Here is a 24,204-nt window from a genome sequence, read left to right as displayed (position 1 = left end):
CAGGCCTCAGGAATTCTTCTCATCCAGCGACACGAACACGTCGTCGCCGTCGATCTTCACGTCATAGGTGGGGACCGGCTTGGTCGCGGGCGGGTTGATGGGCGCCCCCGAACGCAGGTCGAAGCAGGAGCCGTGCAGCCAGCACTCGATGGTGCCGTCCTCGACCTCGCCCTCCGACAGGCGGACCTCCGCGTGCGAGCACTCGTCCCGCATCGCGAAGATCTCGCCTTCGCTGCGCACCAGCACGACGGGCGTTTCGTCGTCGGTCTCGATCCCCAGGACCCCCTCCTCGGGGATCTCGTCGAGCTCGGCGACCTTGGTCCAAACGCCCTGCTCACTCATGTGCGGCGAGCTTCTGCTCGACCTTCTCCATGACCCGCTCGCGCAGGTCCTCGTCGTCGATGCGGTTGACGATGTCCAGGAAGTAGCCGCGAATGATCAGGCGACGGGCCTCCTCTTCCGGGATCCCGCGCGAGCGCAGGTAGAAGAGGTGGATGTCGTCCAGACGCCCACTGGCGCTGGCGTGCCCCGCCCCCTGGACCTCACCGGTGAAGATCTCCAGGTTCGGCACGGAGTCCACACGGGTGTCGTCGGAGAGCTGGAGGTTGCGGTTGTGCTCGTAGGAGTCGGTGCCCTCGGTGCCCTCGCCGATGATCACGTCACCGATCCAGACGGTGTGAGCCCCGGAACCGTTGAGCGCGCCCTTGTAGTCCACCCTGGAGCGGGTGTGGGACAGGTTGTGGTCGATCAGCGAACGGTGCTCGTGGTGCTGCTTGTCACCGGCGAAGTAGAGACCGTAGAGCTCGGCGTTGCCGCCGCGGCCCGTGTAGGACACGCGCGGCGACAGACGGACCAGGTCCCCGCCCAGGGTGATGATGACCGACTTGAAGCTCGCGTCCTTGGCCACCCGCGCGTTGTGCTGGCTGACCTCGACCGCGTCCTCGTCCCACTCCTGGAGGCTGACCAGGTTGAGCTTGGCGCCCTCACCGACGTGCACGTCGAGGTTGCCCGCGCGCACACCGGTGCCGGTGTTGGTGATGATCACGGTGGCCTCGGCCATCGGCTGAACGTCGATGACGAGCTGCTCGAAGGCGGTGCCGCCCAGACCCTTGCGGTCGATCGTGATCGCCTTGTCGGCGACCAGCGAGCGCGGCACGGTCACGACCGTGGCCTGCTCGAAGGCGCTGTAGGCCTGCGCGATGACGCGGTCCACGGGAAGACCCGCGGTGCCCAGACGCTCGTCGTCGCGGCCGACCTGCTCGACGGTGACGCCCTCGGGCGCGTCGACGACGGTCTCGTCGGTGCCGTCGGCCTCGCCCTTCCAGTCGTGCAGCTTCTTGAGGCGACGCATCGGCGTGAAGCGCCACTCCTCCTCACGTCCGTTGGGGACGGGGAAGTCGTTCACGTCGTGGGAACCGTGCGTGTCCAGCTTCGAGACCGGGATCTGTCCCAGCCCGTGGCTGTGCGCCTTGGGTTCGGTGTTCGTGGTCGTCAACTTAACCAACCGATCCTTCCATCTGGAGCTCGATCAGACGGTTCAGCTCCAGCGCGTACTCCATCGGGAGCTCCCTGGCGATGGGCTCCACGAAACCTCGAACGACCATGGCCATGGCCTCTTCTTCGCCCATCCCCCGACTCATCAGGTAGAAGAGCTGGTCCTCGCTGACCTTGGAGACGGTGGCCTCGTGCGCGAGTTCGGTGTCGTCCTCGCGCAGGTCGTTGTAGGGGTAGGTGTCGGAACGGCTGATCGTGTCGATCAGCAGCGCGTCGCACTCCACCGAGGACTTGGCGAAGTGGGCGCCCTCCTGGACCTGGATCAGGCCGCGGTAGGAGGAACGACCGCCGCCGCGCGCCACGGACTTGGACACGACCTTGGAGGTGGTGTTGGGTGCGCAGTGCACCATCTTGGCGCCGGTGTCCTGGTGCTGGCCCTCGCCGGCGAAGGCGATGGACAGGGTCTCGCCGTTGGCGTGCTCGCCCATCAGGTACACGGCCGGGTACTTCATGGTGACCTGGGAGCCGATGTTGCCGTCGACCCACTCCATGGTGGCGCCCTCTTCGGCGATGGCGCGCTTGGTCACCAGGTTGAAGACGTTGTTCGACCAGTTCTGAATGGTCGTGTAACGGCAGCGGGCGTTCTTCTTGACGATGATCTCGACGACCGCGGAGTGCAGCGAGTCCGTCTTGTAGATCGGCGCGGTGCAACCCTCGACGTAGTGGACGTAGGCGCCCTCGTCGACGATGATCAGCGTCCGCTCGAACTGGCCCATGTTCTCGGTGTTGATCCGGAAGTAGGCCTGGAGCGGGATCTCCACGTGCACGTTCTTGGGCACGTAGACGAACGACCCGCCACTCCACACCGAGGTGTTGAGCGCGGCGAACTTGTTGTCGCCGGGCGGAATGATGGAGCCGAAGTACTCCTCGAAGATCTCCGGGTGCTCCTTGAGGGCGGTGTCGGTGTCCATGAAGATGACACCCTGCTCCTCCAGGTCCTCACGGATCTGGTGGTAGACGACCTCGGACTCGTACTGCGCGGCGACACCGGAGACCAGGCGCTGCTTCTCCGCCTCGGGGATGCCCAAGCGGTCGTAGGTGTTCTTGATGTCCTCGGGCAGGTCCTCCCAGGAGGTGGCCTGCTTCTCCGTGGACCGCACGAAGTACTTGATGTTGTCGAAGTCGATCCTGGACAGGTCCGCGCCCCAGTCGGGCATGGGCTTCTTGTCAAAGAGCTTGAGCGACTTGAGACGGAGCTTGGTCATCCATTCCGGCTCGTCCTTCTTCGCCGAAATGTCCCGAACGACCTCCTCGTTCAGGCCACGACGGGCCGAGGCACCGGCCGCGTCGGAGTCGGACCAGCCGTACTCGTATGTTCCGAGCCCTTCGAGCTCGGGATGCGCGACAGAAGTCATGTGCGCGGACTCCTCCTGGACTCAGACGTCCTTGTGTTGCGATCCTCCGCCCGCCGTGCGGCGGGCGCTGGTGGTCGCGGGGGCGTGTTCTTCCCCGCCCGCCACGTCTCCCCGGGGGGTGACGTGTGTGGTGCACACACCGTCGCCATGGGCGATGGTGGCCAATCTGCGCACCGGTGTGCCCAGAAGCCGCGAGAAGGCCTCGATCTCGGCCTCACAGAGTTGCGGGAACTCGGCGGCCACGTGCGCGACGGGGCAGTGGTGTTGGCACAACTGGTCGCCGCCGCCGGGTGCGGGCGCCTGGCCCGCGCTGGCGGCGTAACCGTCGCTGGAGAGTGCCTCGGCCAGGAGCCGGACCCGCTGCTCGGCGGGGACGGCGTCCAGCATGGGCTTGTAGCGCCGTTCCAGGTCGGCGACCTGGCTGCGGGCGAACTCGCCGATGGCCTCGGGACCGGCGCTCTGCGCCAGGAAGCGCAGCGCGTTGGACGCGAGGTCGTCATAGGCGTGAACGAAGGCGTCGCGTCCGGCTTCGTTGATGGCGAAGACGCGGGCGGGGCGACCCCGACGACGGCGACCCGGCGTGGGCCTGGCGTCGCGGGCTTCGATCATGCCCTCGCTGGTGAGGTTGTCGAGGTGGCGGCGGATGGCCGCCGGGGTCAGGCCGAGCCGTTCCCCCAGGTCGGAGGCGGTGATCGGCCCCTTCTCCAGAATGAGCCGGGCGACACGGGCGCGGGTTCCGTGGTCGGGCCCGTTGAGGGCGCGGGGCGTGCTGGATGCTTCGGGCATTCGGCTCCCCTCCCTCGTTCACTACCGGCTCTGCCTTTTGACAACATCAGTGTGCCGTAAATAAGTCCACCTAGGCAAACCCGACTCCATGCGCTTCGTCACGAAGGTCAGGCTTGCCTAATCTGGAGATTCGCGCCGATGTGACAAGTGCGACCCATCTCCCCGGGCGTCGAATTCGACCATTCGTCCTGGATGGCGAGACGCCGATCCCACGATGCGGTCGCACCCTCCGCCCGGCAGGAGACAAAGCAGGTCTCGGTAGTGCACAACGGAGCGATTATGCACCATCATTCCCTTCCGACCCCGCACTCACCCCCACTCCACGGGCTCCGGACGGGGTGGTGAGGCCCGACGCCGGAGCGCACGTAAACTCAGGCCCCATGGACACAGCCGCCCTCGAAGTCGTCGACCTGGTGAAGCGCTACGGCTCCACCACGGCCGTCACGGGCCTCTCGTTCACCGCGCGCCCGGGCGCGGTGACCGCCCTGCTCGGCCCCAACGGAGCGGGCAAGACCAGCACCATCGAGATCTGCGAAGGCTTCCGCCGCGCCGACGGTGGAAGTGTGCGCGTGCTGGGGCTGGACCCCATCGGGGACGCCACCGCGCTCAAGCCCCGGGTCGGTGTGATGCCCCAATCCGGCGGTGTTCCCACCGGCGCCCGCGCCGCCGAGTGGCTGCGCCTCATGGCGTCCTTCCACGCCAGCCCCATCGAACCCGACCTGCTCCTGGAGCGGCTCGGTCTGACCTCGGCCGGCCGCACCCCCTTCCGCCGCCTGTCCGGCGGACAACAACAGCGTCTCTCCCTGGCCTGTGCCGTCGTGGGTCGCCCCGAGATCGTCTTCCTCGACGAGCCCACCGCAGGACTCGATCCCCAGGCCCGCATGGCCACCTGGGACCTGGTGACGGCGCTGCGCACCGCCGGGGTCGCGGTCATCCTCACCACCCACCACATGGAAGAGGCCGAACGTCTCTCCGACCACGTCGTCATCATCGACCACGGTGCCGTGGTGGCCGAGGGCGCCCCGGACGAACTCACCGGGCGCCGACGCGACGTGCGCTTCTCCACCGACGCCCCCATCGACGCCGACGCCCTGCGAGCGGCCCTGCCCGAGGGCGGGACCGTGGCCACGGTGACCGCGGGCGGCCGGTACGAACACACCGTCACCGCCGAGGACCCCGAGTCCCCGGGCCCGGAGTTCCTCGCCGTCGTCGCCGCCTGGTGCGCCTCGGCCGGCGTCCTCGCCGAGGACCTGCGCGTGCGACGGCGTACCCTCGAAGACGTCTTCCTTGAAACCACCGGCCGGGAACTGCGCGACTGATGATGACCGAGCACACCTTCGGCGCGACCGTCGCCGACTCCGCAACACCGACCCTCGCCGACGACCCCGGATTGTTCTCCCCCGCGCCGGGCGCCGCGCCCATGTGGCGCATGGTCGCCGCCCAGGCCCGAATGGAACTGCGCGTGATGCTGCGCCATGGCGAGCAGTTCCTGCTCACCATGGTGATCCCCGTGCTGTTGCTGGTCGGGTTCAGCCTCGTCAACGTGCTGGACGTGGGCGAGGGCCCCCGGGTGGACGCGCTCACCCCCGGCATCCTGGCCCTGGCGATCATGTCCACCTCGTTCACCGGGCTGGCCATCGGCACCGGCTTCGAACGGCGCTACGGCGTGCTCAAACGTCTGGGCGCGACCCCGCTGTCCCGGTTCGGGCTGCTGGCGGCCAAGACCCTGGCCGTGCTGGCCGTGCAGAGCATCCAGATCACCCTCCTGGGTGTGGTCGCGCTCCTGCTGGGCTGGGAGCCCGCGCTGAGCCCGGCCGGCGTGATCGCCGCCCTGGCCCTGGTGCTGTTGGCCACAGCGGCGTTCAGTTCCCTGGCGTTGTTGATGGCGGGCACCCTGCGCGCGGAGGCGACCCTGGCCGGCGCCAATCTCGTGTATGTGCTCATGCTGGGTCTGGGCGGGGTGCTCTTCCCCACCAGCAGCTTCCCCGCGCCCATGGAACAGGCGGTGTCGGTGCTGCCGATCACCGCGCTCGCGTCGGGGCTGCGCGAGGTGCTCGCGCACGGTGCCCTGCCGTCCGTGGGCACCTTCCTGATCCTGGGCGTGTGGACGGTCGTGTGCGGCCTGCTGGCCTCGCGTCTGTTCCGCTGGGAGTGACGGCGGGGCCGGCACCGGGTTCGGGAATCGTACGGTCGTAGGCTGTCGGCCATGACGATCGACATCGACACCGTGACCAAGATTCTCCGCGAGGCCGCGCAGGAGTCGATCCTGCCGCGATTCCGTTCCCTGCGCGGGGACGAGGTGACGGAGAAGTCGCCCGGTGAGATCGTCACCGTGGCCGACCGCGAGGCGGAGGCCACCATCACCCGCAGACTCCGCGAGCTCGTGGACGCGCCCGTCGTCGGCGAGGAGGCCACCGCCGCCGACCCCGCGCTGCTTCGCGCGCTGCGCGACGAACCCACCGCGTGGCTGGTCGACCCCTTGGACGGCACCCGCAACTTCGTGCACGGTTCGGAGGACTTCGCCGTGATGGCGGCGCTGGTGCGCGAGGGAAGGGCGGTGGCCTCGTGGATCCTGCGTCCGACCCTGGAGATCGTGTACACGGCCGAACTCGGGTCGGGCGCCTGGTGCGACGGGCGTCGCCTGAGCCGGGAGCCCGCACCGGCCGACCCCGCGCGGATGCGCGGAGCGGTGCAGTCCCGGTTCCTCTCCCCCAGCGCGCGTGAGCGCGTGGAGGCCGCCGTGGACCGGTTCGCCGAGGTGGGGTCGGGGGCCCACTGCGCCGGGGTGGACTACCCCCGGCTGGCCGAGGGCGGGCTGGACTTCGTGCTGTACCACCGGACCCTGCCCTGGGACCACGCCCCCGGCGGCCTGTTGATCACCGAGGCCGGCGGGGTCGCCCTACGTCCCGAGGGGGACCCCTACCGTCCCGACGACGACCGGGTGGGGCTGTTGGACGCCGCCGACGAGGTCACCTGGCGGACGGTGCGTTCCCTGCTGCTGGCCTGACCCGGCCCCCGGTGAGGAACACGATCACGGCCACCACGACCAGTACCGCACCGGCCAGGAGGAAGCCCCCGTTCGGGGAGGCCACGGTGAGGAACATCCCGACCGCCGCCGCTCCCAGCGAAGACCCGGCGTTGTAGGCGGTGTTGACCCAGTTCCCGGCCCGGGTCCGGTAGCCGGCGCCCACCGACTCGTCGGCCAGCAGATACGTGGTGATGATCAGGGGCGCCGTGAACGCACCGACCACGAACAGCAACGCCACCAGCGCCGGGACACCGGGCATCAGCGCGGCCACGGCCACCCCGACACCCAATCCCAGCCCCAGCAGGGCGCTCCGTGCCCGAGCGCCGGCGCGCCAGATCACCGCCCCGTAGGCCAGACCACCGAGGGCGCTGCCCGCGGACTGGGCGGCTTCGACCAACACCACGGCCTCGACCGCGCCCCGTTGTTCGGCGAAGGCGACGTTGAGCAGGGCCGTCGACCCCAGGGTCAGTCCCATGACGGCCGAGAGCGCCACGGCGGCGAGGAATCCCGTACGCGAGACGAGATCCGGTCGCCTCGCGCCGGTCGGACGCGGATCGCCCGGCGCGTCCGGTCGTGGCGGGGTCAGGGAACGAGCGGCGGTCGAGGTCGCCAGCCCCACGGTCCCGACCAGGATCAGGACGCCGCTGAGCGCGAGCCCCGCCGAAGGGGGCGCCACCCACATCAGGGCGCCGAGGATCAGCGGCCCGGTGAAGAAAAGGGTCTCCTCCGCGACGGTATCGAGACTGTAGGCGCGTTGGAGCAGGCCCCGGTCGGCGACCACGTGGCTCCAGATGGTGCGGGTGACCGGCCCGAGCGGAGGCGCACCAGCACCCGCGAGCACGGTCAGGGCGGCCAGGGTCCCGAGCGCCCCACCGGGGTTCCAGGTGGTGACCGCCAGACCCAGTAGGGCGCACGCGTGGAGCACGGCCATCGGGAGCAGGGCACGGGACGTTCCGTGCCGGTCGATGAGGCGGGCGCGCAACGGCGACAGGACGGTGACGGTGAGGCCGAACAGGCCGGTGACCAGCCCGACGTCGGCGTAGGAACCCGTGGCGTGGACGACGGACAGGACCAGGGCGAGCGAGACCATCCCGTAGGACGCGCGGCCCAGGAGCGCGGGTGCGAAGAAGCGGGCGACCCCCGTGACGCGCAGCACGGAGGCGTACGACGGGGCCCGAACGGGCGATGACATGGTTGTTCTCCGAAGGAGGCGGCGCGCGTGGGCGACGCCGCGAACGTGCGTGGACGCCGAGGGGTCGCGGCGGCCTGCCGCGACGGGGGCGTCGGTCTACGCACGGTCGGAGAACATGTGGGCGACCTTAACACGGTGGCGCCGGACCGGTTCGGATCAGCCCAGCGGGGCCAGGCGCCACTGCTGGTGGGGGTGGCCGCCGTCCTCGGCCGGGTAGGCGAGGGTGCCGTTCTCGTCCGCACCGCCCTGACCTTCGAGGGCCTGTCCCGAGGCGCGGTTGACCAGACGGACCACTCCGTCACCGACCTCGACCAGGGTCCAGTGCTGGTTGTGCTCGCCGGTGCGGCTGAGCAGGGAGGCCGCGTGGGCGCTCTCGGGGTCGGCCTCCGGGTCGGGTTCGGCGGGGAACTCCAGCAGCTTGTCGCTGCCCACACCGACGATCTCGTAGAAGTCGTCCTCGACCGGGACGAACCGCCACTGTTGGTTCTCCTCGTCGTGTCGGTCCCACAGGTGCACGTCGGCCCCGTTGTCGGTGGAACCGCCGGCGACGTCCAGGGCCCGCTCGCCGTTCACGTTCAACAGGGCGTAGGTGATCGCCGGGTCCAGACCGGCGGGGTGGGCCTCCTCCTCCGGCTCGGGGTCCTCGGAGGGTTCGGACTCCGGGGCTCCGGAGGGTTCGACGAGAATGCCCGAGGTCACCGTCATCTCCTCGACCTGCGACCTGGTCTCGACGAAGAACTGCCCGCCGGTGTACGCACCCACCACCACGGCCAACAGCAGGGCCGACGCTCCGGCGGCCACCGGCCACCGTGGCAGGTGGTCGGGGGCGGTGCGGGTGCGGGCTCTACGTCGGGACCGGGACATGGTGGGACTCTCCTGCGGGGCCGGGGTCATCCGGGGTCGGACCGAACCATTTCACACCACACCACACGATCAGCGCACGTTCGCCCGCTTCACCGTGGCATGACGGTCGTGTCCGGACCTTCTGGATAGGGTGCCCGACATGGAGAGCATCGGCGTGCCCTGGTTCCTCGTGGTCCGTTACCTGGGCCCGCCCCTGTTCCTCGTGCTGGCGGGCGGTGCCCTCCTGTGGTGGCGACGTCCGCCGCGGGCCGGGCTGGCGTGGACCGCGCTGATGGTGAACCTGTTCGCGGCGGCGCTGCCGTTCCTGTGGATCGGCGTGCAGTTGCTCACCGGTGAGGGCGACCTGACGGTGATCGGCCTGGTGATGACGCTCCTGCAACCCGCCGTGGTGGTCGTGGCGTGGTCGCTGCTCCTGCTGGCCTTCGTCGGGGGCCCGCGCGGCTCCTCGGGTGTGACCGACGCCGAGGGGACCGGGGAGGCGAGCCGCACCCCGCAAAACGTAGGATGACCCATCATGAGCACCCGTTCGACCCGCCTCTCCCCCGGCACGCTGCTGGACTCGATGCCGCCGGTGTGGTTGATCCTGGTCGGCATCGTCTCCGTGCAGACCGGCGCCGGGCTCGCCAAGAACCTCTTCGAGGCGCTGCCGCCCGCCGCGGTCGTCTGGCTGCGTCTGCTCACCTCCGCCGTCGTCCTGACGGTCCTGGCCCGTCCGGTGCTGCGCGCTCGTACCCGCACCGACTGGATGGTGGTGGTCGGCTACGGAGTGGCGCTGGCCGCCATGAACTTCCTCATCTACCAGGCCTTCGCCCGCATTCCGTTGGGCATCGCGGTCACCATCGAGTACCTGGGACCGCTGGCCATCGCCATCCTGGGTTCCCGTCGGCGCGTCGACCTGCTGTGGGCGGGTCTGGCCGGGCTCGGTGTGGCGGCCCTGGGTGTGGAGTTCGGGTCGCTCGACCCACTGGGGGTGCTCTTCGCGGTGCTGGCCGCGGTCGCCTGGGCCGGCTACATCCTGTTGAGCGCGGCGACGGGTCAGCGATTCAGCGGTGCCTCCGGACTGGCCATCGGCAGCGTGGTGGGTGTGGTGGTCCTGGCACCGGCGGGGATCGCCGAGGGCGGTGCCGCCCTGCTCGACTGGCGGCTGCTGCTGTTCGGCCTGGCCGTGGGCGTGCTCTCCTCCGTGATCCCCTACACACTGGAGATGAACGCACTCCGCCGGATACCGCCACGCGTGTTCGGGGTGCTGATGAGTCTGCAACCGGCGGCCGCCGCCCTGGTGGGGCTGGTCCTGCTCGGTGAACTGCTGACCGTGTGGCAGTGGCTGGCGGTGGCCTGTGTGATCATCGCCAGCGCCGGATCGACCCGCTCCTCGGCCTAGACCCACCATCATCGGCGCAGGTGGGGCCACTCGGCGGGGTCGCGTAAGCGCTACCACATCGATGTACTACAGTCTGTCGTATGTTTGGTTCTCCGGTCGCCGCGACGACGACCCCTTCCACCATGACCTCGCTCGCGGCGGACGAGTTGGAGGACATCGTGCTCCTCGGCGTCCCCCTCTGGGGCTGGCAGGTCGCCCTGGCCATCGTGGGCGTACTCGCGCTCGTCTTCCTGGCCAGGAGCATCTGGAACCCCACGCAGCGGTCGCTGCGCGCCTGGGCTCTGGGAAACGTCGTCGTCAACGCCGGGATCGCCGTCACCGGCGCCACCGTCCGGGTCACCTCCTCGGGGCTGGGCTGCTCCGAGTGGCCCCGATGCACCCCCGACAGCTTCGTACCGATCGACACCGGCCACGCGGCCTTCAACGCCGCCATCGAGTTCGGCAACCGCACCCTGACCTTCCTGGTGTTGGCGGTCGGAGTCATCACCCTGATCGCCGTGCTGCGGTCGACCCCGCGGCGCCGTGACCTGACCCGCCTGGCCACCATCATCCCTCTGGGCGTGCTGGGCCAGGCCGTGGTCGGCGGCATCACCGTCTGGACCGACCTGCACCCGGCCTCGGTCGCCACCCACTTCCTGCTGTCCATGGTGATGGTCTTCATCGCCGTCGCGCTGTACGTGCGCTGCGAGGAACCCGAGGGAACGCCCAGGGTCGTCGTGGGTCCGATGCTGCACGCGGTGAGCATCGCCCTGGTCGTGGTCGGTTTCCTGCTGCTCATCGCCGGGACCGTGACCACCGGCACCGGCCCGCACGGCGGTGACGCGGCCGCACCGCGCTGGGACATGGACCTGCCCTCGGTCACCCGGGTGCACTCGGTCCTGGCCTGGCTCACCCTGCTGGGGAGCGCGGCGGCCGTCCTGCTCGCCTACCGTGGCGGCGCCGGTCGGCCCGCCCGCCTGAGCGGCGTGGCACTGCTGGTGGTCGTGCTGCTCCAGGGTGTTCTGGGCTACACCCAGTACGCCCTGGAACTGCCCGAGTCCCTCGTGGTGCTGCACGTGCTCGGATCGGCGCTGACCTGGGTGGCGATCGCACGGCTGTACTTCGCCACCACCCGGCTGACCCCGAACGAGGAGCGGGTCAGTACGGAGGCGGCTGCGGAGACTGACCATGACGGGGAACGTAACTCTGCTGAGCCTGCGCCTGGGCGATGACGTGCGCGAAGTCCGCGCGTCGCATGAAGCCCGAGTCCGTGGGACGCTCCGCCCAGCCCGGGGTGACCGGCTGGGGTAGCCGCCCCAGGAAGGTGTCCCGGGCCACGTGCATCAGGGCCAGGAAAGCGTCGCGGTTGACCTTCCAGTCCTTGCGGGCCACCCCCGCGTCCAGCTTCCGGTGCAACAGCGCGAGCTCGGTGGCGGCCAGCTGGTAGTCCTTCATCGCCGAACGCCCGCGGGCGCCGGCGTTGCGCGCCGCCCACTCCCTGGCCTGGCGACGGCCGGTCATGGAGCCGAGCATGGTGATGTCGGCGGGGGTCACCAGACCGGTGGAGACGTAGGGCGGCAGGTAGTGGGCGATCGCGGTGATCTGGTTGCGCCGGTCCTGACCGGCGAGCGCCAGGATGCCCATGAGCACCACGAGCAGAACCAGGTAGGCCACGCCCAGACCGCCCCACCCGAAGAGGGTCGCGCCGTTCCACATCCCGTGCAGCAGCACCGCCAGGACCCAGCCGGCGACGGGGGCGAGGAAGCGCAGGCCCCCGCTGCGCATGGCCGCGTAGGCGACGCCGATACCGATCATCGCGGTGTAGAGCGGGTGCCCGAAGGGCGCGATGAGCCCGCGGATGGCGAACGTGGCCACCAGCGTGTTCTCGAAGAACGCGCTGAGGAAGTACAGGACGTTCTCGGTGAACGCGAAACCGGTCGCCACCATGCCCGCGTAGACCACACCGTCGGTGAAGGTGTCGATCTCGTGGCGGCGCCGCCACAGCAGGATGAGCAGCACCAGGCCCTTGGCGCTCTCCTCCACCACCGGGGCCACCAGTGAGGTGCCGAGGAAGTCGCCCATGTCCTGTCCGAAGAGCGGCACCATGAGATAGGCGATGCCCCAGCTGTTGAGGAGGAAGGACACCACGACCGCCACCCCCGCGCCCCACACGAAGGCGAAGAACAGCACCCACCCGGGTTCGGGTTCGAGGCGGTCCAGGAAAAGGATGAGCGGGAGGAGGATGGTGACCGGGACGACCGCCGCGATCAGGCTCACGGTGAAACCGACGGCCCCGTCGATTCCCGCGGCCGCACCACCCGCCATCGCCAGGACCCACAAATACCCGAGCATGCCGAGCAGGCACACCACGCTGATGGTGATGCCCAGGATGAGCGTCATCGAGTAACGGGATTTGCGGCCTTGGAGGATGGCCTTGCTGTCGAGTCGGGGCATGGCCACAGATCGTAGCGCTTGCCGTCGGCGGTGCCGACTCCCCCTCCACCCTGCGGAGATCACCCCCCGAGGGGCCGCCCGTGTACGACAGGATGACAGTCCGACCGGCCCCACCCAGAAAGGCCTCCGCCATGGATCCGAACGACACCGCCCGGGCCCGTCCCGTCTCCGTCTGGGAGTGGGTACTGCGTGTGGCCGTCCTGGCCGCGGTGGCCGTGCTCCTGTGGGAATTCGTCACGGCCGGCCAACTGATCACCGACAACCTGGACGCCCTGCCGTTGCACTACGGCGGGGCGCTCGCGGTGCACGTGACCACCGGCGCGCAACTGCTGGCGGCGGGCGTGCTGTGGTTCTCCCGGGGGCGCGGCCCCGGGACCACCCGTACGGTCTTCCTGCTCAGCCTGGGAGCGTTCGTGGTCGGCTTCCCGCAGGCGGCGTTGGGCACCTACGGCCCCCTTCAGGCGCACGTCCCCTTGGCGCTGCTGCTGGTGACCCTGGTGGTGTGGTCGGCCGTGCTCATCTTCCGTCGCCGGCCCGCGTGAGCCGTCCCCGAACGCAGTCGAACGGCGCCCGCCCCCTCGATGGGGACGGGCGCCGTCGTGGTCCACGGGACGGTGTCCAGTGCCGCGTCAGCCGATCACGCCCGCCAGGAGCGGGTCGATGGTCACGGCCGAGAACAGCAGCGCCAGGTAGGCGTTGGACAGGTGGAAGAAACCCATGGTCTTGAGCTTGGCACCGGTCACACCCGCCATGGAGCGGCTCAGCAGGCGGTGGGCTTGGAACACCAACAGGGCACCGAGGATCAGCGCGACCGCGCCGTAGAACCAGGTGGTGCCGGCCACCGGCCAGAAGAGAAGGGACACGATGACGGTCGCCCAGCTGTAGAGCACCGACTCCAGCAGCACCCGGCGGTCGCTGGCGACCACGGGCAGCATCGGCACCTTGGCGGCGGCGTAGTCCTCGCGGTACCGCATGGCCAGGGTCCAGGTGTGCGGGGGCGTCCAGAAGAACACCACGAGGAACAGCACGAACGGCGCCCAGTCGAGGCTGTTGGTGACCGCGGCCCAGCCGATGAGCACCGGCATGCAGCCGGCGATGCCGCCCCACACCACGTTCTGCGCGGTGCGCCGCTTGAGCAGCATCGAGTAGACGAAGATGTAGAACCCGATCGCGAAGAGCGACAGCACCGCGGACAGCACGTTGACGAACGCGAGGAACCCGACGGTGGAACCGACCGCCAGGACCAGCCCGTAGACGAGGGCTCCCTTGGGGGTCACCAGGTCCATCGCCGCCGGACGCTGGCGGGTGCGACGCATCTCACGGTCGATGTCGCGGTCGATGTAGCAGTTCATCGCGTTGGCGCTGGCCGCCGACATGGTGCCGAACAGCAGGGTGGCGACCGCGATCCACAGCGGCGGCACACCCCCGGCGGCGACGAACATCACCGGGATGGTGGTGATGAGCAACAGCTCGATGACACGGGGCTTGGACAGGGCCACGTAAGCACGGACGTATTCGCCCAGGGAGGCCTTGCGGGGGGCCTCGGGGGTGGACGATCCGACCTGCGGGGGACGGTTGGTGAGTGCCATCAGTACCGCGTCCCCACGGCCGAAGGCACTCCTGTCCCCTGCGGGACCGGCTCGGATTCAGACACGCGGATACCTCGACAACTCTTCGGGAATTTCGACACTGCTCGCCACGCGGGGTCGAGCGGACCGACAAACCGTCAGGATCAGCGAAAACCCCGTCAACGACATACTGTAGTACTTCCTTGCGCGGACCGATGACCAACCCCCTGGGAACGAGGTCCCACCCGTGGGGTGACCTTCGCCCCATGACGGGCCACCGCGGGGGTGGAGGGCGAGTGTAAGGAAGGTTCGCACACGCCTCACCGTGCCACCAACGTGCCACGCGTCCCCTCCCGGAGCGGGCGAACCCGCACGACAGGCCCGTTACCCATGGGTAATGAGAGGTGTCGGCCAACGACAGGTCCCGCCACGGACGATAGGCTCGCAGACGGCGCTGTTCCTCGTGGCCCGACCGGCCCGGGGCCGTGCCAGGCCCACAGCCCGCCGCCGAGTGAACTCGCCCTCCACACCCCCTTCGGCCCACCCGACCGGTGGGTCGCCACCGGGATGCCCGGCGAACAACAAGCACACACGACCCCACACCGCCCCGAACGCCGGATGGTTCGGGCGCCTGAGAAGGAGGACGTCAGTCCGTGAACGCCCACACCCCGCAGACTCTGGAGTGGTCGGACCTCGACCTTCGCGCCGTCAACACGGTCCGGGCGCTGGCGATGGACGCGGTAGAGAAGTCGGGTAACGGCCACCCCGGCACCGCGATGAGCCTGGCGCCCGCCGCCTACCTGCTGTTCCAGAAGGTCATGCAGCACGACCCCTCGGACCCGGAGTGGGCCGGCCGTGACCGCTTCGTCCTGTCGATCGGTCACTCCAGCCTCACCCTGTACATCCAGCTCTACCTCGCCGGATACGGCCTGGAACTGGACGACCTGAAGTCCCTGCGTCAGTGGGACAGCCGCACCCCGGGCCACCCCGAGTTCAGCCACACCCCCGGTGTGGAGACCACCACCGGTCCGCTCGGCCAGGGTGTGGGCAACGCCGTCGGCATGGCCATGGCCGCCCGCCGCGAGCGTGGCCTGTTCAACCCCGAGGCCGGACCGGGCGTCAGCCCCTTCGACCACCACATCTTCGCGTTCTGCTCCGACGGTGACGTCCAGGAGGGCGTCAGCCACGAGGCCAGCGCCCTGGCGGGGACCCAGCAGCTGGGCAACCTCATCATGATCTATGACGACAACAAGATCTCGATCGAGGACGACACCCGCATCGCGCACAGCGAGGACGTGGCCGCGCGCTACGCCGCCTACGGCTGGCACGTCGAGGACGTCGACTGGACCGCCACCGGCGAGTACGTCGAGGACATCGAGGCTCTCTACCAGGCGATCCTGCGCGGCAAGGCCGAAACCGAGCGGCCCACCTTCATCCGTCTGCGCACGGTCATCGGTTGGCCGGCGCCCAACAAGCAGAACACCGGCGCCATCCACGGTGCCGCGATCGGCGCCGACGAGATCTCCGCCACCAAGCAGATCATGGGCCTGCCCGACGAGCCGTTCGGCGTCGAGGACACCGTGATCGAGCACACCCGCAAGGCGCTGGACCGTGGCCGTGAGCTCCGTTCCACCTGGGACGTGGAATTCGACGCCTGGCACAAGAGCGCCGGCGAGCGTTCCGAGCTGTTCGACCGCCTGGTGCGGCAGCGTCTTCCGGAGGGGTGGGAGAAGTCCGTTCCCACCTTCGAGGCGAGCGAGAAGGGCATGGCCACCCGTAAGGCCAGCGGTGAGGTGCTCTCCGCGCTGGCCCCGCTGCTGCCCGAGCTGTGGGGTGGCTCCGCCGACCTGGCCGGGTCCAACAACACCACGCCCAAGGGCGAGCCGTCCTTCCTGCCCTTCGACCGCGCCAGCGAGATGTTCCCGGGCAACCCGTACGGGCGCGTGATGCACTTCGGTGTGCGCGAGCACGGCATGGGTTCGATCCTCAACGGCATCGCCCTGCACGGTCCCACCCGCCCCTACGGCGGCACGTTCCTGGTCTTCAGCGACTACATGCGTCCGGCCGTACGCCTGGCCGCACTGATGAAGCTGGGCATCACCTACGTGTGGACGCACGACTCCATCGGACTGGGCGAGGACGGCCCCACCCACCAGCCGGTCGAGCACCTGTGGTCGCTGCGCGCCATCCACGGCCTGGACGTCATCCGTCCGGCCGACGCCAACGAGACCGCCGTGGTGTGGCGTTCGGTCCTGGAGAACGGCGACCGTCCGTCCGCGCTGGCGCTGACCCGTCAGAACCTGCCCGTCCTGGACCGGCAGGAGTACGCGCCGGCCGAGGGCGCGGTCAAGGGCGGTTACGTGCTGGCCGAGGCCGAGGGCGAGGCCCCCGAGGTGATCATCATCGCGACCGGCAGCGAGGTGCCGATCGCGCTGGACGCCCGCAAGTCCCTCCAGGAAGCGGGTACGCCCACCCGTGTGGTCTCGATGCCGTGCGTGGAGTGGTTCGACCGTCAGGACGAGGAGTACCGCGAGCAGGTGCTGCCCTCCTCGGTCCGCGCCCGCGTGTCCATCGAGGCCGGTATCGCCCTCGGTTGGCGCGCCTACGTCGGTGACGCCGGCGAGTCGGTGAGCCTGGAGCACTACGGTGCCTCCGCCCCCTACGAGGTCCTGTACGAGAAGTTCGGCTTCACGCCCGAGGCGGTCGTCGAAGCGGCTCACAGGAGCCTCGCCAAGTCCGGCAAGTGATCAAGGGGCCCGCCGCGGATGAGCCCGCGGCGGGCCTCGTTCCAGTGGAAGAGGGAACACCATGAGCAACGCACTCCAGGACCTGTCCGAGGAGGGCGTTTCGGTCTGGCTGGACGACATCAGCCGCGAACGTCTCCGGACCGGCAACCTGACCGAGCTGATGTCGACCCACCACGTGGTCGGCGTCACCTCCAACCCCACCATCTTCGACAAGGCCCTCGCCGAGGGTGAGGCCTACGACGAGCAGGTACACGAGCTGGCCCTGCGCGGCGTCTCGGTGGAGGAGGCGGTACGCGCCATCACCGCCTACGACATCCGTTGGGCCGCGGACGTGCTGCGTCCGGTCTACGACTCCACCGACGGTGTGGACGGTCGCGTGTCCCTTGAGGTGGACCCGCGTCTGGCCAACGACACCGAGCGCACCGCCGCCGAGGCCAAGGCGCTGTGGTGGCTGGTGGACCGACCCAACCTGATGGTCAAGATCCCCGCCACCGCCGCGGGACTGCCCGCCATCACCCGGACCCTGGGCGAGGGCATCAGCGTCAACGTCACGCTGATCTTCTCCCTGGACCGGTACCGGCAGGTGATGGACGCGTTCCTGGAGGGCATGGAGCTGGCCCGCGTCAACGGCCACGACCTGTCGAAGATCCACTCGGTGGCGTCCTTCTTCGTCAGCCGGGTGGACTCCGAGGTCGACAAGCGCCTGAAGGCGATCGGCACCGACGAGGCGCTCGCGCTGACGGGCAAGGCCGCGCTGGCCAACGCGCGGCTGGCCTACGAGGCCTACGGCGAGGTGTTCTCCTCCACCGAGTGGCGTGCCCTCGCCGAGCGGGGCGCCAAGCCGCAGCGTCCGCTGTGGGCGTCCACCGGCGTCAAGGACCCGTCCTTGGAGGACACCCTCTACGTCACCGGCCTGGTGGCCCGCGACACCGTGAACACCATGCCGCAGGCCACCCTGGACGCGACCGCCGACCACGGTCGGATCACCGGCAACACCGTTCTGGGCACCTACGAACAGGCCCGGGACGACTTCGCCGCTCTCGCGGACGCCGGGGTGAGCCTGACCGACGTGTTCGCCGTCCTGGAACAGGAGGGCGTCGACAAGTTCGTCGATTCCTGGAAGAGCCTGCTGGACGCTCTGTCGGCCAAGCTCGACAAGCTGGGCTGACATCGCGGGCCGTTCCGGGGGCGACCCTGGAACGGCCCGGAAGCACACCACCGAGGCACCGGCCACTCTCCATCGGAAAGAGAAGAGACCGTGAAAGAACCGGTGATGCCGGGAGCGGTACCCAACCCGCTCCGCAACGCCCTGGACCGAAGACTTCCCCGGATCGCCGGACCCAGCGTTCTGGTGTTGTTCGGGGTCACGGGCGACCTGGCGCGCAAGAAACTGCTGCCGGGCATCTACGATCTGGCCAACCGGGGCCTGCTGCCGCCGGGTTTCGGTCTGGTGGGCTTCGCCCGCCGGGACTGGGAGGACCAGGACTTCGCCCAGGAGGCCCAGGAGGCCGTACGCAAACACGCGCGCACCCCGTTCCGCGAGGACGTATGGCGTCAGCTCAGCGAAGGGGTGCGGTTCGTCCAGGGCACCCTGGACGACGACGAGGCCTTCGACGAGCTGGCCCGGACCGTGATCGAGCTGGACGAGGAGCGCGGTACCGGCGGCAACTACGCGTTCTACCTGTCGCTGCCGCCCAAGCTGTTCCCGACCGTGGTCACCCAGCTCAAGCGGTCCGGTCTGGCGAAGGCGGAGGAGGGTTCGGGGCCTGGCGGGATCACCCCGTGGCGCCGGGTGGTGATCGAGAAGCCCTTCGGTCACGACCTGGAGAGCGCCCAGGAACTCAACGAGGTCGTGGACGAGGTCTTCCCACCCTCGTCGGTGTTCCGCATCGACCACTACCTGGGCAAGGAGACGGTCCAGAACATCCTGGCGCTGCGCTTCGCCAACACCCTGTTCGAACCGTTGTGGAACCGCAGCTACGTCGACCACGTGCAGATCACGATGGCCGAGGACATCGGTGTGGGCGGCCGTGCCGGCTACTACGACGGCATCGGCGCCGCCCGTGACGTCATGCAGAACCACCTCCTGCAACTCTTGGCGCTCGTGGCCATGGAGGAGCCCGTCTCCTACAACGCCGACGCGATCCGCACGGAGAAGGAGAAGGTGCTCTCCGCCGTCAGCCTGCCAGAGGACCTGGCCACCGGCACCGCCCGTGGCCAGTACGCCGCAGGTTGGCAGGGCGGTGAGGCCGTGCGCGGCTACCTGGAGGAGGAGGGCATCCCCTCCGACTCGGTGACCGAGACCTACGCGGCGCTGAAGCTGAACGTGGGCACCCGCCGGTGGGCGGGCGTCCCGTTCTACATGCGCACCGGCAAACGTCTGGGCCGTCGCGTCACCGAGGTGGCGTTGGTGTTCCAGGCCGCGCCACAGCAGATGTTCTCCCGCACCGACATCAGTGAGCTGGGGCAGAACGCCCTGGTGCTGCGCATCCAACCGGACGAGGGCGTGACCCTGCGGTTCGGTTCCAAGGTGCCGGGCACCTCCATGGAGGTGCGCGACGTGAGCATGGACTTCGCCTACGGGCAGTCCTTCACCGAGGCCAGCCCGGAAGCCTACGAGCGGCTCATCCTGGACGTGCTCATCGGCGACCCGCCGCTGTTCCCGCGCCAGGAGGAAGTGGAGCTGTCCTGGCGGATCCTGGACCCGGTCGAGGAGTACTGGGCCGAGAACGGCAAGCCCGAACAGTACGGTTCGGGTACATGGGGTCCGGAGTCCGCCCACGAACTGCTCGCCAGGGACGGCCGCCACTGGCGGCGTCCGTGACCGTCGGGAGGAATCGATGACGCTCTACCTGCCGCGCACCACCACCTCGGAGATCACCGAGGCGCTCATGGCCGAACGGCTCAGCGTCGGTGGCGGTGCCATGAACATGGTGCTCACCCTGGTCATCGTCACCGACGAGGGCGACCACTACGACGCCGTACGGGCCGCCACGGAGGCGGGGCGCGAACACCCCTCCCGGGTGGTGGCGCTCATCCGTCGTGACCCCAAGGCCGAACCCACCATCGACGCCGAGATCCGCCGACCGGGCACCTCGGGGCCCGGCGAAGCGGTGCTGCTGCGCCTGTACGGACCCTTGGGCGAACACCCCGACTCGGTGCTCACTCCCCTGCTGGTGCCGGACGCACCCGTGGTGGTGTGGTGGCCGGGTCAGGGTCCGCTCGACCCTGCCTCCGACCCGGTGGGCCGGCTCGCGCAACGTCGGATCACCGACTCCCTACGCGCTCCGGACCCGTTGAGCGACCTGCTCGACCGGGTGGCCCACTACCGGCCGGGGGACACCGACCTGACCTGGACCCGGCTGACCCCATGGCGTTCGCTGCTGGCCAGCGTCATGGACCAACCGTGCGGATGGGTGACCGGGGCCAAGGTGACGGCCGAACCCGACTACCCGAGCGCCGAGTTGCTGGCCGCGTGGCTGTCCGAACGCCTGGAGATCTCCGTGGAGCGCGGCGTCTCCGACGGCCCCGGCCTGACCGAGGTGAGTCTGACCACCGACCAGGGGGACATCGTGATCTCCCGGCGCGACGGTCGAGTGGCCACCCTGACCAGGTTCTCGCAACCGGACCAGAGAGTGGCCCTGGCCCGGCGAGGCGCCGCCACGGCCCTGGCCGAGGAACTGCGCCGCCTGGACCCCGACGAAACATACGTGAGCGCGGCCCGACACCTGGGGCCGATGCTCGCTGGAAGCGGAGCGTGAGATGAGCGAGCCGGAGCTGAACCAGCCGGAGATCGTCCGCACCAACGACGCGGCGCAGCTGGCGCAGAGCGCGGCGTCGCGGTTGGCGAAACTGATCGTGAGCGCCGAGACCGCCGAGCGCGACTTCCACCTGGTGCTGACCGGTGGCGGGGTCGGTATCCAGACCCTCGCCGCCCTGCGCGACGAGGCCAAGGCCAGCGGCATGAAGTGGTCGCACGTGCACCTGTGGTGGGGCGACGAGCGTTTCCTTCCCGAAGGGGACGCCGAGCGCAACGAGACCCAGGCCCGCGAGGCGCTGATCGACGACATCGACATCCCGGCCGAGAACGTGCACCCGATGCCGGCCTCGGACGGGACCGACCACTCCGAGGCGGAGCGGGCGGCGACCAACTACTCGGCAGCGCTGTCCGTGGCCGCCCGAGGGGCGGGACCCGTGCCGGCGTTCGACGTGTGTCTGTTGGGGTTGGGCCCGGACGCGCATGTCGCCTCGCTGTTCCCCGGGCTACCGGGGGTCCGGGAGAACGAGGCGGCCGCGGTGGCGGTGCACGACTCCCCCAAGCCGCCGCCCACCCGGGTGAGCCTGACCCTGCAGGCGATCAACACCGCGCAGCAGGTATGGGTCCTGGCCGCCGGTGAGTCCAAGTCCGAGGCCGTGCGCCTGGGGTTGTCGGGGGCCGGTGTCGACGAGGCACCGGTCTCGGGTGTGAAGGGCAGCGAGAAGACAGTGTTCTGGCTGGACGAGGCGGCTGCCTCGAAGCTGTAGCGGCGTAGATGCAAACGCCGGGGTCGAGGTAGAGGTCGAGGTAGGTGCGGACGTAGAGCCGGAACCAGAACCAGAACCAGAACTGGAACCAGAACAAGCGTAAGAACGAGCGATGCCCTGGTGGGGGTTCCCTGCCAGGGCATCGCCATGTTCAGGCGCGGAACGGCGGGCGCGGCTCGGGTGCGGCCCGGGCGCGGCTCGGGTGCGGCTTCGGGTGCGGCTTCGGGTGCGGATTCGGGTGCGGCTTCGGGTGCGGCTTCGGGTGCGGCTTCGGGTGCGGATTCAGGTGATCTGGCGAATGTCGGGGCTCTTGCTATGGGGCGCCTCGGGTGGGAAACCCTGGGGGTGTCGGGCGTCTCGTAGGTGTGTTGGTGGTGCGCCTGAGGTCGAGTTCCTTGGGGTTGTCGGGCGGGGTTGCGGTGGTCTCCCCCTTCCCCGCCGCGTGATTGTGGCCGTCTCCGCTACGCGCGTCAAGGTCGTCGCTGAGGCGGCTTCGCCGAGAGAGCGCTCCACCTTGACCCGCTTCGCTGCGACGGCAGTTGGCGGCTATCGGGGAAGGGGGAGGTGGGGTCAGGGCCCTAAAAGCCCTTCCGGGCCTTCGGCCCGTCGGGCTTCGCCCGGTCCGGCCGCAGCCGGCCGAATCCCTACCCAGCCGCCTCGCCGTGTCGTTGAGCGCGTCGCCGTGGGCGTCGGCCTGGGTAACGAAGGGCCCGCTACAGGTGCGGCTCGGGGCGGGCCGCGTCCCAGCGGTAGCCGGCACCGGCGATGGCAATGGCGGAAAAAAGGGTTGTGGATAACCCGCAACAAGCGCCATTCCATGATAGGAATCCCGGCGTCCCGGGAAAAGAAAGTAATATACTCGGGAGTAGGGCTGCCATTCTCCTGGTCATTGGCATATAATCAGAGTATGATCTTTCCTCCCAGCGCACCGCCCTCGACCGGGACCACCCCGGTCGATCAGGCGATGGCCCATGCGCGGGAGATGGCGGTAGGATTCGCCGGCCGGGATATCCCGATCGGGGCCGAGGACGAGGCGCTCGAACAGTGCGGTCGGATCAACGGGGAAATGGATCGCATCTACTACGGGATGCTCCCCGCCCTGGCCACCATGGAAGCCTCCGGGGCCGTGTTAGAAAAAGGCGGCCAGAACACCCTCAAAGCGTGGATCACCCACAAGTGGGGCACCACCCCCGCCCAGGCCGGCAACCTCGCCACCCTGGCCCGAGCCCTGCACCACCAGCAACTCCCCCTGGTGGACGAAGCGTTCCAGGGTGATGTCCTGTCGTTGGGTGAAGCGTGCGCGATCGCGACCTCCACCGAAAAAGCTGTGACCGACTGGGCGAAGGTCCTGGACTCGGCGGATGAGGCGTTCAAAGCCGACCACCCCGACGTGGAGGGTTTCCGGGCCCGCCTGGAATTCGGGCTGATCGCCTATAAGAAGGAATGCCCGAAAGCGTCGGTGCGGCAGTTGCGGGACGCGGCGAAATGGTTCGTCGCCCAACTGGACCCCGACAAAGCCGACCGGGACTACGACGAGACTTTCGACAACCGTGGCGCCCAATTCTCGCCCACCTTCGAAGGCGGGTTCCTGCTGCGCATGTGGGGGCCGGGTGCGGATAACCAGCTGATCCAGGCCGGGTTGGACGCCTACACCGAACCCTACGGGCCGGACAGTGCGGCGGTGCCGAAGCATCAGCGCACTTATGACGCGATGATGCGGATCTTCGAGACCGCTCTGGCCCACCGCAAGTGCGCGAAAGCGCCCCGGCCGGTGGTCACGTTGAACATCACCGTCCCGCTCAAGCGCTACCTCGGCGACCAAACGGCCGAGCCTGCGGTGACGGAGGATGGGGTGGTCATCCCCGACCAGATGATCTCCCGGTTGACGCCCAAGAGTTGGTTGCGCCGCTTCCTGACCGACGCCGAAGGCAAAACCCTGCTCGACGTGGGGCAGAAGCACCGGTGCGCCCCCGACCCCGTCCGCCAAGCGGCGGGGTATAAGGAGTTTCACTGCGAGTGGCACGAGGGCTGCGATATGCCGCGTAGCTGGTCGCAGTTCGACCACATCATCGCCTTCTCCCAGGGTGGGGCCACGAGCTCGGACAACATGCAGCTGTTGTGCTCGACCCACAACCGGCTCAAGCACCGCCTTCAGGTGAAGGCGAACCAGCAGATCTGGGAGCACCACCACACCCAGAACCGCCAGGAAGCGAAGAAAGAGAACGGGGACGGCGGGGACGGTGAGGGGGAGCCAGCACCAGCCACCGCCTAGCATCGCCACGCGTTTCCATCAGGTGGAACACCACCCCCGAGAGAACACCCCTGGTTGGGTGTCAGACCCCAAAGGCCCCGTGCCTTGTGGGGATACAGCCATGCCCGCACACCGAACCCCCCACCCAGAGCCATATCCAAGGGCCAGAATGACTCCCGCCGGGGGTCTCGCCAGCACATGCACCCCCGCACCGGTATTAGCACTGGTACACACGCCCGCACCGGTGCTGGGGAGTGACCGGCCCACCTCCACCAGTGCCGGCTACCGCTGGGACGCGGCCCGCCCCGAGCCGGACCTGTAGCGGGCCCTTCGTGACCTGACCCGTCACGTAGTGGCGACGCGCTTAACGAGGACACCAGGCGGCCGGGTAGGGATTCGGCCGGCTGCGGCCGGATCGGGCGAAGCCCGGCGGCCCGTGAGGGCCCCCAGGGCCCGTAGGGCCGGTGCTTTTGGGTCCCTGACCCCACTCCCCGCTTCCCCGATAGCCGCCAACTGCCGTC

The 24,204-nt window shown here is 69.2% G+C and carries 21 protein-coding genes; 13 read left to right on the top strand and 8 right to left on the bottom strand.

The features are described 5' to 3' along the window. Nucleotides 1-6: 6 nt before the first annotated feature. The 4 genes from BQ8420_RS15000 to BQ8420_RS14985 are packed head-to-tail and all read right to left on the bottom strand — an operon-like array spanning nucleotide 7 to nucleotide 3,695. Nucleotides 7-342, bottom strand: a complete 336-nt coding sequence (locus tag BQ8420_RS15000; RefSeq protein ID WP_087099554.1) for a non-heme iron oxygenase ferredoxin subunit — start codon at nucleotides 340-342, stop codon at nucleotides 7-9. Continuing rightward, a complete protein-coding gene (gene sufD / locus BQ8420_RS14995) occupies nucleotides 335-1,495 on the bottom strand; it encodes a Fe-S cluster assembly protein SufD (RefSeq protein ID WP_087099552.1) in 1,161 nt (386 codons plus the stop codon). The genes BQ8420_RS15000 and sufD overlap by 8 nt, the downstream gene beginning before the upstream one ends. Before the next feature lies 1 nt (nucleotide 1,496). Next, nucleotides 1,497-2,909, bottom strand: a complete 1,413-nt coding sequence (gene sufB / locus BQ8420_RS14990) for a Fe-S cluster assembly protein SufB (RefSeq protein WP_087099550.1) — start codon at nucleotides 2,907-2,909, stop codon at nucleotides 1,497-1,499. 21 nt (nucleotides 2,910-2,930) lie between these two features. Continuing rightward, entirely contained in the window at nucleotides 2,931-3,695 is a 765-nt protein-coding gene (locus BQ8420_RS14985; protein WP_087099548.1) for a metalloregulator ArsR/SmtB family transcription factor, read from the bottom strand. Nucleotides 3,696-4,075: 380 nt separating this feature from the next. On the opposite strand from BQ8420_RS14985, the gene BQ8420_RS14980 reads away from it, so the two are divergent. Genes BQ8420_RS14980 through BQ8420_RS14970 form a run of 3 tightly spaced genes read left to right on the top strand, consistent with a single transcriptional unit; the run spans nucleotide 4,076 to nucleotide 6,702 of the window. Beyond that, entirely contained in the window at nucleotides 4,076-5,014 is a 939-nt protein-coding gene (locus BQ8420_RS14980; protein ID WP_087099546.1) for an ABC transporter ATP-binding protein, read from the top strand. A 2-nt stretch (nucleotides 5,015-5,016) separates the two neighbouring features. Then, nucleotides 5,017-5,850: an ABC transporter permease gene (locus BQ8420_RS14975; RefSeq protein WP_087099627.1), complete on the top strand. Its 834-nt coding sequence runs from the start codon at nucleotides 5,017-5,019 to the stop codon at nucleotides 5,848-5,850. A gap of 51 nt (nucleotides 5,851-5,901) precedes the next feature. Further along, complete coding sequence (locus BQ8420_RS14970; RefSeq protein ID WP_087099544.1) at nucleotides 5,902-6,702, top strand: inositol monophosphatase; 801 nt, start codon at nucleotides 5,902-5,904, stop codon at nucleotides 6,700-6,702. Here the strand turns inward: BQ8420_RS14970 and BQ8420_RS14965 are convergent. After that, the gene (locus BQ8420_RS14965; protein WP_087099542.1) at nucleotides 6,665-7,915 is read right to left on the bottom strand and encodes an MFS transporter; all 1,251 of its coding nucleotides are present in this window, start codon (nucleotides 7,913-7,915) and stop codon (nucleotides 6,665-6,667) included. The two genes, BQ8420_RS14970 and BQ8420_RS14965, sit on opposite strands and share 38 nt — an antisense overlap. 156 nt (nucleotides 7,916-8,071) lie before the next feature. Further along, nucleotides 8,072-8,779, bottom strand: a complete 708-nt coding sequence (locus BQ8420_RS14960) for an RICIN domain-containing protein (protein ID WP_087099540.1) — start codon at nucleotides 8,777-8,779, stop codon at nucleotides 8,072-8,074. A 139-nt stretch (nucleotides 8,780-8,918) separates the two neighbouring features. Between BQ8420_RS14960 and BQ8420_RS14955 the strand changes: the two genes are divergently transcribed. The 3 genes from BQ8420_RS14955 (at nucleotide 8,919) to BQ8420_RS14945 (ending at nucleotide 11,371) form a co-directional block, all read left to right on the top strand. Then, entirely contained in the window at nucleotides 8,919-9,287 is a 369-nt protein-coding gene (locus tag BQ8420_RS14955; RefSeq protein ID WP_087099538.1) for a hypothetical protein, read from the top strand. 6 nt (nucleotides 9,288-9,293) lie between these two features. Then, a complete protein-coding gene (locus BQ8420_RS14950) occupies nucleotides 9,294-10,160 on the top strand; it encodes a DMT family transporter (protein WP_087099536.1) in 867 nt (288 codons plus the stop codon). Between the two features lie 80 nt (nucleotides 10,161-10,240). Further along, entirely contained in the window at nucleotides 10,241-11,371 is a 1,131-nt protein-coding gene (locus BQ8420_RS14945) for a heme A synthase (protein WP_087099534.1), read from the top strand. Here the strand turns inward: BQ8420_RS14945 and BQ8420_RS14940 are convergent. Further along, nucleotides 11,298-12,593, bottom strand: a complete 1,296-nt coding sequence (locus tag BQ8420_RS14940; RefSeq protein ID WP_087099532.1) for a PrsW family intramembrane metalloprotease — start codon at nucleotides 12,591-12,593, stop codon at nucleotides 11,298-11,300. The two genes, BQ8420_RS14945 and BQ8420_RS14940, sit on opposite strands and share 74 nt — an antisense overlap. A gap of 131 nt (nucleotides 12,594-12,724) precedes the next feature. Between BQ8420_RS14940 and BQ8420_RS14935 the strand changes: the two genes are divergently transcribed. Continuing rightward, nucleotides 12,725-13,135, top strand: coding sequence for a hypothetical protein (locus tag BQ8420_RS14935; RefSeq protein WP_087099530.1), 411 nt, complete (start codon nucleotides 12,725-12,727; stop codon nucleotides 13,133-13,135). A gap of 87 nt (nucleotides 13,136-13,222) precedes the next feature. On the opposite strand, the gene BQ8420_RS14930 is transcribed toward BQ8420_RS14935, so the two are convergent. Further along, on the bottom strand, nucleotides 13,223-14,182 hold the full coding sequence (locus tag BQ8420_RS14930; RefSeq protein WP_087099528.1) for a heme o synthase: 960 nt from the start codon (nucleotides 14,180-14,182) through the stop codon (nucleotides 13,223-13,225). 632 nt (nucleotides 14,183-14,814) lie between these two features. Between BQ8420_RS14930 and tkt the strand changes: the two genes are divergently transcribed. The 6 genes from tkt (at nucleotide 14,815) to BQ8420_RS14895 (ending at nucleotide 23,704) form a co-directional block, all read left to right on the top strand. Next, nucleotides 14,815-16,908, top strand: coding sequence for a transketolase (gene tkt, locus BQ8420_RS14925; protein ID WP_087099526.1), 2,094 nt, complete (start codon nucleotides 14,815-14,817; stop codon nucleotides 16,906-16,908). Nucleotides 16,909-16,969: 61 nt separating this feature from the next. Beyond that, nucleotides 16,970-18,076 carry a transaldolase gene (tal, locus tag BQ8420_RS14920; RefSeq protein ID WP_087099524.1) on the top strand — a complete coding sequence of 369 codons (1,107 nt, stop codon included), beginning with the start codon at nucleotides 16,970-16,972 and terminating at the stop codon, nucleotides 18,074-18,076. Between the two features lie 105 nt (nucleotides 18,077-18,181). Then, nucleotides 18,182-19,732 (top strand): glucose-6-phosphate dehydrogenase, encoded by a 1,551-nt coding sequence (zwf, locus tag BQ8420_RS14915; protein ID WP_087099521.1) that lies wholly within the window; start codon nucleotides 18,182-18,184, stop codon nucleotides 19,730-19,732. Nucleotides 19,733-19,748: 16 nt separating this feature from the next. After that, nucleotides 19,749-20,669, top strand: a complete 921-nt coding sequence (locus BQ8420_RS14910; RefSeq protein ID WP_087099519.1) for a glucose-6-phosphate dehydrogenase assembly protein OpcA — start codon at nucleotides 19,749-19,751, stop codon at nucleotides 20,667-20,669. A 16-nt stretch (nucleotides 20,670-20,685) separates the two neighbouring features. Beyond that, complete coding sequence (gene pgl / locus BQ8420_RS14905) at nucleotides 20,686-21,432, top strand: 6-phosphogluconolactonase (protein ID WP_087099625.1); 747 nt, start codon at nucleotides 20,686-20,688, stop codon at nucleotides 21,430-21,432. Between the two features lie 907 nt (nucleotides 21,433-22,339). Next, nucleotides 22,340-23,704 (top strand): HNH endonuclease signature motif containing protein, encoded by a 1,365-nt coding sequence (locus BQ8420_RS14895; protein WP_160049318.1) that lies wholly within the window; start codon nucleotides 22,340-22,342, stop codon nucleotides 23,702-23,704. Nucleotides 23,705-24,204 lie beyond the last annotated feature (500 nt).

Source organism: Nocardiopsis sp. JB363, assembly GCF_900143625.1.
GTDB lineage: Bacteria > Actinomycetota > Actinomycetes > Streptosporangiales > Streptosporangiaceae > Nocardiopsis.
The sequence above is the reverse complement of the archived record's forward strand: the minus strand, read 5'-3'. Positions and strand labels throughout refer to the sequence as shown.

Bases quoted from the DNA above. Each gene is read 5' to 3' on its own strand.
- BQ8420_RS15000 (WP_087099554.1), bottom strand. From the start codon at position 342: ATGAGTGAGCAGGGCGTTTGGACCAAGGTCGCCGAGCTCGACGAGATC.
- BQ8420_RS14935 (WP_087099530.1), top strand. From the start codon at position 12,725: ATGGATCCGAACGACACCGCCCGGGCCCGTCCCGTCTCCGTCTGGGAG.
- BQ8420_RS14940 (WP_087099532.1), bottom strand. From the start codon at position 12,593: ATGCCCCGACTCGACAGCAAGGCCATCCTCCAAGGCCGCAAATCCCGT.
- BQ8420_RS14930 (WP_087099528.1), bottom strand. From the start codon at position 14,182: ATGGCACTCACCAACCGTCCCCCGCAGGTCGGATCGTCCACCCCCGAG.
- BQ8420_RS14975 (WP_087099627.1), top strand. From the start codon at position 5,017: ATGACCGAGCACACCTTCGGCGCGACCGTCGCCGACTCCGCAACACCG.
- BQ8420_RS14970 (WP_087099544.1), top strand. From the start codon at position 5,902: ATGACGATCGACATCGACACCGTGACCAAGATTCTCCGCGAGGCCGCG.
- BQ8420_RS14895 (WP_160049318.1), top strand. From the start codon at position 22,340: ATGATCTTTCCTCCCAGCGCACCGCCCTCGACCGGGACCACCCCGGTC.
- tal (WP_087099524.1), top strand. From the start codon at position 16,970: ATGAGCAACGCACTCCAGGACCTGTCCGAGGAGGGCGTTTCGGTCTGG.
- BQ8420_RS14980 (WP_087099546.1), top strand. From the start codon at position 4,076: ATGGACACAGCCGCCCTCGAAGTCGTCGACCTGGTGAAGCGCTACGGC.
- zwf (WP_087099521.1), top strand. From the start codon at position 18,182: ATGCCGGGAGCGGTACCCAACCCGCTCCGCAACGCCCTGGACCGAAGA.
- BQ8420_RS14950 (WP_087099536.1), top strand. From the start codon at position 9,294: ATGAGCACCCGTTCGACCCGCCTCTCCCCCGGCACGCTGCTGGACTCG.
- sufB (WP_087099550.1), bottom strand. From the start codon at position 2,909: ATGACTTCTGTCGCGCATCCCGAGCTCGAAGGGCTCGGAACATACGAG.
- BQ8420_RS14955 (WP_087099538.1), top strand. From the start codon at position 8,919: ATGGAGAGCATCGGCGTGCCCTGGTTCCTCGTGGTCCGTTACCTGGGC.
- BQ8420_RS14960 (WP_087099540.1), bottom strand. From the start codon at position 8,779: ATGTCCCGGTCCCGACGTAGAGCCCGCACCCGCACCGCCCCCGACCAC.
- BQ8420_RS14985 (WP_087099548.1), bottom strand. From the start codon at position 3,695: ATGCCCGAAGCATCCAGCACGCCCCGCGCCCTCAACGGGCCCGACCAC.
- BQ8420_RS14965 (WP_087099542.1), bottom strand. From the start codon at position 7,915: ATGTCATCGCCCGTTCGGGCCCCGTCGTACGCCTCCGTGCTGCGCGTC.
- BQ8420_RS14945 (WP_087099534.1), top strand. From the start codon at position 10,241: ATGTTTGGTTCTCCGGTCGCCGCGACGACGACCCCTTCCACCATGACC.
- BQ8420_RS14910 (WP_087099519.1), top strand. From the start codon at position 19,749: ATGACGCTCTACCTGCCGCGCACCACCACCTCGGAGATCACCGAGGCG.